Source organism: Arthrobacter sp. B3I9, from assembly GCF_030816935.1.
GTDB lineage: Bacteria > Actinomycetota > Actinomycetes > Actinomycetales > Micrococcaceae > Arthrobacter.
This window is the reverse complement of record NZ_JAUSYO010000001.1, coordinates 2,039,881-2,051,723: the sequence shown is the minus strand read 5'-3', so window position 1 is coordinate 2,051,723 and position 11,843 is coordinate 2,039,881. Positions and strand designations below refer to the sequence as shown.

10 protein-coding genes are annotated in these 11,843 nt (G+C 63.4%); 6 read left to right on the top strand and 4 right to left on the bottom strand.

The annotated features are described in order from the left end of the window. Positions 1-62: 62 nt before the first annotated feature. The 4 genes from QFZ65_RS09595 to QFZ65_RS09580 form a co-directional block, all read right to left on the bottom strand. Positions 63-1,724 (bottom strand): glycosyltransferase family 2 protein, encoded by a 1,662-nt coding sequence (locus QFZ65_RS09595; RefSeq protein ID WP_306909916.1) that lies wholly within the window; start codon positions 1,722-1,724, stop codon positions 63-65. Between the two features lie 108 nt (positions 1,725-1,832). Further along, positions 1,833-2,879 (bottom strand): UDP-glucose 4-epimerase GalE, encoded by a 1,047-nt coding sequence (galE, locus tag QFZ65_RS09590; protein ID WP_306909914.1) that lies wholly within the window; start codon positions 2,877-2,879, stop codon positions 1,833-1,835. Positions 2,880-2,904: 25 nt separating this feature from the next. Further along, a complete protein-coding gene (locus QFZ65_RS09585; protein ID WP_306909912.1) occupies positions 2,905-4,221 on the bottom strand; it encodes a UDP-glucose/GDP-mannose dehydrogenase family protein in 1,317 nt (438 codons plus the stop codon). 68 nt (positions 4,222-4,289) lie between these two features. Then, the gene (locus tag QFZ65_RS09580; RefSeq protein ID WP_306909910.1) at positions 4,290-5,321 is read right to left on the bottom strand and encodes an NAD-dependent epimerase/dehydratase family protein; all 1,032 of its coding nucleotides are present in this window, start codon (positions 5,319-5,321) and stop codon (positions 4,290-4,292) included. 343 nt (positions 5,322-5,664) lie between these two features. Between QFZ65_RS09580 and QFZ65_RS09575 the strand changes: the two genes are divergently transcribed. The 6 genes from QFZ65_RS09575 (at position 5,665) to QFZ65_RS09550 (ending at position 11,824) form a co-directional block, all read left to right on the top strand. Beyond that, positions 5,665-6,729 carry a spore photoproduct lyase family protein gene (locus QFZ65_RS09575; RefSeq protein ID WP_306909908.1) on the top strand — a complete coding sequence of 355 codons (1,065 nt, stop codon included), beginning with the start codon at positions 5,665-5,667 and terminating at the stop codon, positions 6,727-6,729. A 65-nt stretch (positions 6,730-6,794) separates the two neighbouring features. Continuing rightward, positions 6,795-9,194, top strand: a complete 2,400-nt coding sequence (locus tag QFZ65_RS09570) for an alpha/beta fold hydrolase (RefSeq protein ID WP_306909906.1) — start codon at positions 6,795-6,797, stop codon at positions 9,192-9,194. Further along, positions 9,191-9,520, top strand: a complete 330-nt coding sequence (locus tag QFZ65_RS09565; protein WP_306909904.1) for a hypothetical protein — start codon at positions 9,191-9,193, stop codon at positions 9,518-9,520. The genes QFZ65_RS09570 and QFZ65_RS09565 overlap by 4 nt, the downstream gene beginning before the upstream one ends. Positions 9,521-9,523: 3 nt before the next feature. After that, complete coding sequence (locus QFZ65_RS09560; RefSeq protein WP_306909902.1) at positions 9,524-10,327, top strand: nitroreductase family protein; 804 nt, start codon at positions 9,524-9,526, stop codon at positions 10,325-10,327. A gap of 109 nt (positions 10,328-10,436) precedes the next feature. Next, positions 10,437-10,694, top strand: a complete 258-nt coding sequence (locus QFZ65_RS09555) for a hypothetical protein (protein WP_306909900.1) — start codon at positions 10,437-10,439, stop codon at positions 10,692-10,694. A 155-nt stretch (positions 10,695-10,849) separates the two neighbouring features. Next, positions 10,850-11,824, top strand: a complete 975-nt coding sequence (locus tag QFZ65_RS09550) for an aldo/keto reductase (RefSeq protein ID WP_306909898.1) — start codon at positions 10,850-10,852, stop codon at positions 11,822-11,824. Positions 11,825-11,843: the final 19 nt, after the last annotated feature.

The following is an 11,843-nucleotide window of genomic DNA, read 5'->3' as shown; positions in this document are numbered from 1 at the left end:
GGCCCGTCTTCGGAGGCTCAGATCGGTTCCAGCCATCCCAACCGCCTGCTACATTCCATTCATTAACTGGTCACAGCCTGCCAAATGGGACCGGAGGCGGCGACGGCTGTGACGGCGAACAGCACCATGAGAGAGCTGGCGGCCGCCAAGGGGGCGAGCCGGACCCGGAGGCTTCGGCCCCACGAGATGCCCCCCTCGTTGAGGCTTCGTAGATCCTGGAACAGGACGACGGCGATGAGAACCAGGAAGAGCAAGGCACCCTGGAGAGCGAAGAACATCATGCCCTGGTTCGGGCTGCTCCCGACGGTGGCGATGTAGAGCCAGCAGGCGGCGAGTGAGACGAGGACGAGCAGGATGTGCGGTGCCAGCTGCGCAAGCCGGAATCGTGGAATTCCGGCTCCTGTCATGCCCTTGGAGGTGATCATGTAGGGCTTCTTGACCCGCAGGATCAGCTGCACGAAGGCGTTGACGACGGTGACCCACCGCGAAATGTGCAGCACGACGCCCCTCCAGCTCAACCAGAGACCCTTCGGATGCTGCCAGCGCAGGCTCCAGAGCCACACGCCGGTGGCAGTAATGGCAGCCGGCCAACTATGGAGGAAGAAATCAATGAAACCCACGCGTGAGATCGGAGTGTCCGCTGCCAAAGAGATCAACGGGGCGAAGAACAGGAGAAGAGTCGTCATTGACCACGACATATACCAGGTCTGGACGAAAAGAAACTGCAGGGCCTGTCGGGGGGAATAGTTCCGGATGAGGCGGGGAGTATGCGTAAACAGAATCTGCATCATGGAGTAGGCCCAGGCGAACTGCTGTGCGCAGTAGGAGCTGAAGGTCTCGGGCCCGTCCCCGACAGCGATGACTTCCGGCAGGAAGACTCCCTCGTAGCCCTTGGACGCCAGGACGACAGTGTCGAGGTGGTCCTCGGCCCGGGTGGGCTGGAATCCACCGATGCCGCGGATTGCCTCCATGTCGTAGGTGCAGTGGCTGCCGATGATGAAGGGTGTCCGGCAGAAGCCGAAGACGCCCATCTGCAGGGGTCCTTGGAGGACGATCTCCTGCTCTCCGGCCCCCCTCGCAGTCCAATGCTCATGATTTCCATAGACGCTGGGGGCCTGGACCCAGGCAACGCGCTTGTTCCGGAAGTACCCGAGGACGCGGTCCAGATAATCCGGTACGGGTGCGTGGTCGATATCCAGTTGTGTGAAGTGGGTGTAACCGGCTCCATATTTGTTAAGCCAGGCGTTGACGTTGCCAGCCTTGGTTTTGGTCTGAAAAGGCGGCGTTTCCTGGTTCCAGGCTTTTACGCCATCCGGGCCCCAGGTCCGCTCGTCGTGTCGGCAGAAATAGGAGATGCCAAGCTCACGGGCCATCTCTTCAATCGCGGGAGAGTGTTCCTTGTCCACCAGGATCCAGCTGTCGTGCGGATACGTGATGTCCCGCATCGCCAGCATCTGGCGCCGGACGATACTAAGGGATTCCGAGCCCGGAACTGTCAGCGTTATCACCGCGACCCTGCCAATGTGGCCGGGCGGGACCTGATCAACGCTGACGGGGACGGGCAGGCGCATGAAGCCCAGATAGAAAAGGTAGACTGACGGGAGGAGCGTAACTGTGTAGAAGAGTGCAACGGAGACCAGCGCGAAAAGCAGTGGGTTCCCTATGTGCGTCGGTTGCAGCCACCATACCCAGAAGAAGCCGCTCAGGACGACCCAGGCGACCACCAGGGCCCCATACTGGGCGCTGCTGCCGTCGTGTGAATGCCTTCGACGTTTCCGTGGAGGTCACAAACCGTTGAGAGACCCGGCTCTGGCTGTCTATCAGGTCATTGCTCATCGTCGGCTCCCGATCATGTTGGTAGGGTCCCCGTATCCGAGGGGATGCAATTTCTGGAACCTCCAGGCGTCCTCGCACATGTCCCGGAGGGTGCGGTGCGCGGTCCAGCCAAGTTCGGCGTGGGCCAGGTCCGGGCAGGCAACGAGTTCCGCAACGTCGCCCGGCCTCCGCGCAGCCAGCCGGTAGGGGATTTGGCGCCCGCTCACCTCAGAGAATTCCCGGACGAGTTCCAATACTGACGTACCGACGCCCGTACCCAGGTTGTACTTTCGGAAACCGGGAACCGGACCGGCTTCGAGCGCCAGGCGGTGACCCTCCACCACGTCCATCACATGGATGTAGTCGCGTACTGCGGTGCCGTCCGGGGTCGGGTAGTCGGATCCAAAGACCGTAAGCTCATCCAGGCGTCCTGCCGCAAGCTGGGTGAGGTAGGGGACGACGTTGCCTGGTACACCGCTGGGGTCTTCGCCGATCTCCCCGCTCTCGTGGGCGCCGGCGGGATTGAAGTAGCGCAGTGCAGTCACGGACCAGTCACAGTACCGGCCGCAAAGGTCTGCGAGAATCTGTTCCGCCATCAACTTACTCCGGGCGTAGGGATTGGTTGGCCGTGCCGGCGACGACTCCGTGATGGGGAGCCCCTCCGCGTCGCCATAGATGGAGCATGACGAGGAGAAGATCAGGTGCTTTATGCCGGCTTTCCTCATGGCCGTGAGTAGTGACAGCAGGCCGGCGAGGTTGTTGCTGTAGTACTCCAGCGGACGGTTCATAGAATCGCCAACCGCTTTGTATGCCGCGAAATGAAGCACGACGTCGATTTTGTGGTTCTCGAACACAGTGTCCAGGGAGGACTGATCGGCTAGGTCCATCTGGTAGAACGCCACTCGTTTGTCGCTGATCCGCTGTACGCGTTCGACAGCAGCCGCCGAGCTGTTGACGAGGTTGTCAACCACAATCACCTCGAAGCCGTTGAGGAGCAGATCTAAACAGCAGTGACTTCCGATGAAACCGGCACCACCGGTCACTAACGCGGTAGGTCCAGTCATGACAGATTCTCCTTCCTGTGTGCCATCACCGGCTGGGCCGACCCATGGCGCGAACGGTCCAGCCACCGGCGCGCCAGCGGTCGACGTCCAATGTGTTCCTGGCGTCCAGGATGCGGGGACTGGTCACGAGAGCCGACAGGCGGTTGGGGTCAAGTTGCCTGTACTCCTGCCACTCCGTCAGATGCAGCGTGAGCTCGGCCCCTTCAAAGGCCTTTTCCACCTCCGTGGTGTAGTCCAGTGCTTGACAGACCGCGCGGGCGTTCTCCACGGCTTCGGGGTCATGGACACGGACGTGGGCGCCCTGGCGCTGTAACGCATTGGCTACGCTCAGCGCCGGCGAATCCCGCACATCGTCGCTGTTGGGTTTGAAGGATGCCCCCAGAACGGTGATCCGCCTGTTCTGGAGGGAACCGCCCAGCATGCCTTTGGCGAGGTTGACGGCGCTCCGTCGGCGGTTAACGTTGATGGAGTCCACGTTCTTCAGGAAGGCGAGTGACTCCTCGATCCCGAGTTCCTCCGCACGGGCAAGGAACGCGCGGATGTCCTTGGGAAGGCACCCGCCACCGAAGCCCAATCCGGGTGACAGAAAGCGGTTTCCGATGCGCGCGTCGTGACCCAGGGCTGCAGCCAGCGGCATAATGTCCGCCCCGACAGCCTCACAGATTTCGGAAATGGCGTTTATGAATGAGATCTTGGTAGCCAGGAACGCGTTGGCGGAGACCTTCACGAGTTCTGCCGTCGCCACATCGGTTGAGATGTAGGGAGTGTCGGCGTCGAGGATGGTCTTGTAGACCTCGCGAAGCTTGGCGTCGGCCTCGGGGGAAGCCACTCCCACCACTAGGCGGTCCGGATGCAGTGTGTCGTTCACGGCGAAGCCTTCACGCAGGAATTCAGGGTTCCAGGCCACCTCGACTTTGGCGAGTGGCGCGAGCTCGGCCACCTTGGTTGTAAGCCGAGCGGCTGTCCCGACCGGAACTGTTGATTTGCCGACGATCAAGCAGGGGCGCTGGAGGTGCGGCACCAGACCCTCTATGACGGCGTCCACGTACTTCATATCTGCCGCTGTGGAGCCGGGGCGCTGGGGGGTTCCTACGCAAATGAAGTGGACCTCGCCAAACTCGGCTGCCTGCTTCAGGGAGGTGGAAAAATTCAGCCGACCAGCGGAAATGTTGTTCCGCAGAAGCTCGGGGAAGCCTGGTTCGAAGAACGGAGCATGGCCGTTGGCCAGCTGCTCGATCTTGCCCTCGTCGACGTCCACTCCGAGGACGTCATGTCCGAGTTGTGCCATGCCGGCGGCATGGACAGCCCCCAGATAACCTGTTCCGATTACGGTAATGCGCATGCTGGGCCTCCTACTAAGTGCGGCTGCGGCCCGGAGGAGCCTTGCAGCCAGGGAAACGGACGGGGCTGTCAGGCCAGCCGGGCCATGGCAGGGGCGCCCTGCCTGGACGCGCTCGTGTGAACGCCCTCGAACTGGGACCCGGCTATGCTCATGGCCGCCGAGGCGACCTCCCGCGCGTGGGCCCGGAAGTACGCGACGGTGTGATGCAAACCCTCTTCGGTCGAAACCCGCGGGTGCCACCCGAGCAGGTCTTCCGCCAGGGTGATGTCCGGGCGCCGCCGCGTCGGATCGTCCACGGGGAGCTGATGGAACTCGATCGGGGATGCCGAACCGGTTAATTCCAGGACAAGCTCAGCCAGTTCAAGAACTGTCCGTTCCACCGGATTGCCAATGTTGATCGGTCCGGTTTCCGAGCTGTCGGCCATGGCGACGATCCCGCGGACGAGGTCGTCGACGTAGCAGAAGCTGCGCGTCTGCTGTCCGTCCCCGTAAATTGTCAGCGGGTCACCATTCAGCGCCTGGGCTATGAAGCTGGATACTACCCGTCCGTCCTCTGCTCGCATCCGGGGCCCGAAGGTATTGAAGATGCGTATTATGCCAACGTTAACGCCAAGACTCCGGGCGTATGCCATGGAGATGGCTTCAGCGAAGCGCTTCGCTTCGTCATAAACACTGCGAGGGCCAATCGAATTCACGTTGCCCCAATAGCTTTCTTTCTGCGGATGGACTGTCGGATCGCCGTATACCTCGCTGGTGGAAGCGAGGACGAAGCGGGCCCCTTTAGCCGCAGCAAGTTTTAGCGCGTTTTCGGTGCCCCTGCTGCCTACGGCAAGGGTCTCGAGTGGAAGACGATGATAATCGGGCGGCGACGCCGGGCTCGCCAAGTGCGCCACAAGGTCCAGTCGCCCCCGGATCCGCAGTGAATCACTGACGTCCGCGTGCTGGAAGCTAAACCGCGGATGATTCGCGAAGGCCGCGATATTGTTCATGCGACCAGTGGAAAGGTCATCGACGCAAACCACCGAATCCCCACGGTCCAACAAATCTTCACACAAGTGAGAGCCAAGAAACCCGGCTCCGCCAGTTACTAAAGCACGCATAATGTCCCATCTGCGGTGTTGATTTAGTCATTGAGGTGTGTTGTATCTCCGGCCTGCAAAATCAGCAGGGAGTTCCGCAAACGAATTGAGACCGGTTTGTACTAGGAGAACCACCGGTGCAGTAGTGTCCAACAACTGCGGCCGGTGGCCATGATCAACCTAAGGCTTGCCACTATTGCGAGACACGGGTGGTAGATACCTGCTTTTATTGACGACCTGAGGTGCGCATTACTCGGGAGCCCGGCAAGTAGGAGCAACGGCGGGAGGCTTAAGTGGCTGCGAGCACAAGATGCCGAGGGCTTAACGGCCCGCGGGACCTTCGGCGTCCGGGGAGAATGGACCCATGGAATTCAACCGGCTGCTGCAGATCCGGCGCATCTACGCGCAACCCGCTGCACTGGAACTGCCCAGGGGCCAGGAAATTGTCGGACGCTGGCCGGACGCCGACGTCGTGCTTGTTGACAACCACTGGAACATCCCCGAGGTGCACGGTGATGAAACGAACGTGCCGCGCTGGTCGCGGATCAAGACAGAGTCGCTTGTCCTCGGCGTCAAGAAAGCGCTGACCGTCAAGCCGAACGGCCGGTCCGCGGACTTCATCGCGCCCTCAACCGCGAACGGCTGCGCCATGGCATGCGCCTACTGCTACGTGCCCCGGCACAAGGGGTACAGCAACCCGGTTACCGTCTTCGCGAACATCGACCAGATCGCCCGAGCACTGGAGCGGCACGTCACACGCCAGGGGCTGAAGCTTGAGCCTAACCAATGCGATCCGGAACTCTGGGTCTACGACATCGGCGAAAACAGCGACTGCTCCGTCGACGCGCTCATCAGCAATAACGTGGAGGATCTGGTCACGCTCTTCGGCGACCTGCCCACCGCCAAGCTGTCCTTTGCCACCAAGTACGTGAACCGGAAAATGCTCGGCTGGGACCATGGCGGCCATACCAGGATCCGCTTCTCCCTTATGCCCGCGGACCTGGCGAAATCGATTGACGTCCGGACCTCCCCCGTGGCCGAACGTATGGCGGCGATCAACGACTTCGTCGAGGCCGGGTACGAGGTACATGTGAACTTCTCCCCCGTCATCATCACCGACACCTGGCTCAGCGACTGGGAGGAGCTGCTGCGCCAGCTTGATGCCACCCTGACAGCCGCATCCAAGGCCCAGCTCGCGGCAGAAGTCATCTTCCTGACCCACAACGAGCGGCTCCATGAGGTCAACCTGGGGTGGCATCCGCAGGCCGAGAACGTGCTGTGGCGTCCGGACCTCCAGGAATCGAAGGTCTCGTCCAACGGCTTCACCAATGTCCGGTACCGTTCCGGAACCAAGGCAGGCTACGTACGGCAGCTGACCGCGCTTATTGAGGAAATCGCGCCCTACTGCCGCATCCGCTACTCATTCTGAGGTTCGACAGTTGCTGGGCACACTCCCGGATCGCGTCCTCAACCGTGAGTCGGTAGCTTTGGTTCATGAGCGAGCACGTTGATGTCTTGATTGTCGGGGCCGGGCTGAGTGGCATCGGTTTTGCCGGCCGCCTGCAACGCGACGTACCCGGAAAGACCTTCATGATCCTGGAATCGAGGGGCGCTGTCGGAGGCACCTGGGACCTCTTCCGATACCCGGGTATCCGCTCCGACAGCGACATGTACACGCTGGGCTACTCCTTCCGGCCCTGGGCGGGCGCCAAGGCGATCGCCGACGGCGATTCGATCCGCGAGTACATTGAGGCGACGGTTGCCGACGAGGGCCTCGCCCCGCGGATACGGCTCAACCACCGGGTCGTTTCGGCCGAGTGGTCAAGTGACACCGCGCAGTGGACGGTTACGGCTGTGGGCACTGCCGACGGCGAGTATCACCAGGGCCGTGCGGAGTCCGCGTCCGACGACGCCGTCACCTTCACCTGCTCGTTTCTCTCCGTGTGTTCCGGCTATTACCGCTATGACCAGGGGTTCACCCCGGCCATCGAGGGCGCCGACACCTTTGCGGGAACCATCGTCCACCCGCAGCACTGGCCTGCTGACCTCGATTACCAGGGGAAGCAGGTAGTGATCATCGGCAGCGGGGCCACCGCAGTGACGCTTGTGCCGGCGATGGCGAAGTCAGCCGCAAAGGTGACGATGCTGCAGCGCTCCCCCACCTACATCGCCCCGGTGCCGTCCCGGGACCGCCTGGCCGACCGCCTCCGGGGCAAGATGCCCGCGCAACTGGCGCACGACGTCGTCCGGGCGAAGAACATTCTCTTTTCGATGTTGACCTTCCAGCTCAGCCGACGGCGGCCGGAAACGATGAAGGCAATCCTCCGCAGGGCGGCAACCGCCAAGCTGCCGGCGGGCTTCCCTGTCGACACGCACCTGGCGCCGTCGTATCAGCCGTGGGACCAGCGCCTCTGCGCTATCCCCGATGGCGATCTCTACCGTGCGATCAGCGCCGGTACTGCCGACATCGTGACCGACAGGATCTCGCGGATCACCCCGGACGGCATTGATCTGGTCTCGGGCACGACGGTCCCGGCCGACGTCATTGTCACCGCGACCGGACTGAACCTGCTGGTGATTGGCGGCATGACCCTCACCGTCGACGGCGAGCCCGTGGACCTCGGCAAGACCCTGACCTACAAGGGCATGATGCTGGAAGGTGTTCCGAACTTTGCCCTCACCATCGGCTACACCAACGCGTCCTGGACCCTCAAAGCCGACCTGGTTGCCGGCTACATCTGTAGGCTGCTGAAATACCTGGACCGTAGGAACCTGCAGTGGGTGGCCCCCGAAGCACCGGCCGACGTCGCGGACGCCGAGCTGGATTCGCTGATCGATCTGAAGTCCGGCTACATCCTGCGCGGCGCCAGCGACCTGCCCCGGCAGGGCGCACGCTCGCCGTGGCGGCTGCACCAGAACTACCTGCGCGACTTCGCCCTGCTCAGAGGTGGAAGGCTGACCGACCACGTGCGTTTTGGCCGGCGAGGGCAGCAGGTGCGGGCCTCCGGACGGCTGACCCCGGAGGGGCGCAGGGATCCCCTCGAACTCCCGGGAACAGGACACGTGGACGTCGCAGGCACGCGTTTACGCTACCGGAAGACCGGCAGCGGGGATCCCGTGCTTCTCCTGCACGGCATCGGGCAGAGCCTGGATGACTGGAACGAGCAGCACGAGCGGCTTTCGGCCAACCACACCGTCATCAGCGTTGACCTGCCCGGCTTCGCGTACTCCGAGCGGCTCTCCGTACCGGCGACTTTGGCGAACCTGGCTGGCGTCATGCCCGCCCTCCTCAATGCCGTCGGCGTCCACGAACCGCTGCCGGTGGTGGGCAACTCGCTCGGCGGCGCGGTCGCCATGAAACTCGCGGCGGACCATCCGGAGCGCGTCGCAGCGCTCGTTCTGGCCAACAGCGCCGGATTCGGCAAGGAGGTTGCACCTGTCCTGCGCCTGTTGGCCATCAGGCCGCTCGCGGCACTACTCATGCGCCCTGACGTGAAAGCGTCACGCCGGGCCGTCCAGTCGCTCTTCTACGACCAGACGCTCGTGACCGAGGACCGCGTCGGCCATGCTTTCGCCCTTTCGCAACGGGAGGTGCACCGGCGGACGCTCCTCGACGTCGCCAGTGATCTGGGAACTGTTGCCGGCGTTCGGACCGAATGGCGGACGTCCCTCATTGGGGCGCTGGCGGAGTCGGAGATTCCAACACTCGTGGTTTGGGGCGACCACGACCGCATTCTCCCCTTCAGCCACCTGGAAGCGGCGGCCGCGGCGTTGCCACGGGCCGAGTCGCACGTCTTCGCGGAGACGGGACACATGCCGCAGATCGAACGGCCCGACGAGTTCGCGGCAGTGGTGGAGGAGTTCCTGTCCCGGCGTTTGGCGGGGTACGTGTGACTTGGCCGCAGCTGTGGTTTGGGCTTGCAGGAGGCAGTTTCCTGGCCAGCTGCGCGCTGGGCCTTGGGGTGGCACTGAGGTGGTTCAGCACGGCCGGCTTCCGTTGGGTCCATCACGCGATGTTCGCCGTTACGTGCCTCCTCGCCGCCGTCGCCGCCAGTTCCCTGCTCTGGTCCACAAGCCCAGCCGGCTGGTTCCTGCTGCCAGCCGCAGTCCCGCTGGCAGCACTGCCCGCCGTCGGTTCGTCGAGCGTCGCCCGGCATGCGACGCTGGCCTCGGCCGCCGCCCCCTTCTTTCTCGTCAGCGTCCTCGTCGCCTGGAGGTAGTGCATGGAATTCCTCGATGTCGTGTTCAACCGGAAAACCACAAATGGCCCGTTCCTGCCGGACAAGGTCAGCGAGGAACATCAGCAGCTGCTGATGAAAGTTGCCGCAGCGGCGCCGTCGCAGTTCAATAGCCAGCCCTGGCGGTTCGTGCTGATCGAGGAGCGCGAAACGATTGACCGGATCGCCGAAATCAGCGGAGCCAGCATGACCAAGGTGATGGCCGAGGGGACATTCTTCGAGCGCTACAAAAAGTACTTCCGCTTCAGCCGCCAGGAAATGGACGAACAGCGGAGCGGAATGCTGTTCGATCAGCTGCCGCCACTCCTGCGGCCATTCACCAAAAGGGTGTTCACCCCTTCCGGACAGTCGCTGATGAACACCCTTCGCGTTCCCCGGACCCTTGGCGAGGAGAACCGCAAACTGGTGGCCGGGTCGCCCCTGCTGGTAGGGGTGTTGCTGGACCGCGCCGAATACCGGCCGGGGCAGCTCTCCGCCTTCTATTCGGTGTTCAGCATGGGCGCCGCGATGGAGAACCTGTGGCTGGCCACGGTGGAGCTGGGCATGGGCATCCAGTTCGTCTCCTTTCCCATGGAGGCTCCGGAGAACTGGAAGCGTATCGAGGAACTGCTGGAGGTCCCTGAAGACCTTGAGCTGATGGCGGTGTACCGGGTTGGCTATCTGCCCAAAACCCACGCCCGCCCGGCCATCGACTGGTCCAGCCGCGAACGCAAGCGGGCGTCGCAGTATGTCTTCCGCGGAACCTGTGCCACTCCCCAGACCGGCTGGGACGAAAACGAACAGTCCTAGGGCCGGGGCCGTGAGCCCGGGAGCCGCCGGGAATGCCCTCGCACCACACGTTCCAAAGCTTCGACAGCCGACCGGCGCGGGGTGGGTGTCACGGGTTTAACCTAGTTGCATGGAGCACCTGAGGGGCCCTTTGTATCTGGACGTCGCGGCGAAAGGCCTGTCCCTGGTGGGCGTTGTGATGATGGTCTTCGGGCATGGCGGCTGGTTCGTCGCCGGTCTTTTCCTCGTGTTCATGGGTGTGCTGATTGGGGCGTGGGGCATGGTGGCCGTCCGCCGGGTACGCTCACCCAGCGGTCCAGCCCGCCCCGCACCCTTCGGCCCCTGGGGCCGAAGGGGCCGCTCGTCCGACGAGGAGCCGGGCTCCTGAACCGCCGGACTCTCGAACCGCGGAACTCTTGAACCGCCGGACCCCACTGGCCGATGTCGAGCTTGCCTGCGCTACTACACCCCGTTCTTCACGTAGCGTGGGGGCGAAGGGCCGCAGCCTGCCCCGGAACCGGATTTGCCTGACGGAGGACGAACGTGGAATACATCAAACTCGGCAACACCGGCCTCGACATCTCGCCGCTGGCACTGGGATGCATGACGTACGGGGAGCCGGAACGGGGTCCGCATCCCTGGACGCTCCCCGAGGACCAGAGCCGGCCGCTGATCCGCCAGGCCGTGGAGGCGGGCATCAATTTCTTCGACACCGCCAACGTGTACTCCAACGGCTCGAGCGAGGAAATCATGGGCCGCGCCCTGGCCGACTTCACCCGCCGGGATGAAACCGTCATCGCCACGAAGGTGCACGGCGCGATGCGGCAGGGCCCGAACGGGCGGGGCCTGTCACGTAAGGCCATTTTCGCCGAACTCGACGCCAGCCTGACCCGGCTGGCAACCGACTACGTGGACCTCTACCAGATCCACCGGTGGGACCCCGCCACGCCGGTCGAGGAGACGCTGGAAGCCCTTCACGACGTCGTCAAAGCCGGCAAGGTCCGCTACATCGGTGCGTCCTCGATGGCCGCCTGGCAGTTCAGCAAGGCGCTGTACCTGCAGCAGCTGAACGGATGGACACGCTTCGTCACCATGCAGGACCACTACAACCTGATCTATCGGGAGGAGGAACGCGAGATGTTTCCCCTCTGCACGGACCAAAAGATCGGGGTGCTGCCTTGGAGCCCGCTCGCCCGCGGGAAGCTCACGCGGGACTGGGACGAGAAGACCAACCGCTCGGAGAAGGACGAGTTCGGCAAAACGCTCTACACCACCGAGGAAAGCGACCAGGCAGTGGCTGAAGCAGTACGCGTCATTGCCGAACGCCGCGGCGTGCCCCGCGCCCAGGTCGCGCTGGCCTGGGTGCGCTCCAACAGCGTGGTCAGCGCGCCAATTGTCGGGGCGAGCAAGCAGGCCCATCTCGAGGACGCCGTCGCCTCTTTGGAAATCACCCTGACCCCCGAGGAAACGGCGGAGCTGGAAAGCCCCTACGTCCCGCACGCGGTCGCCGGATACTGAGCGGCGGCCGGGCACGCGC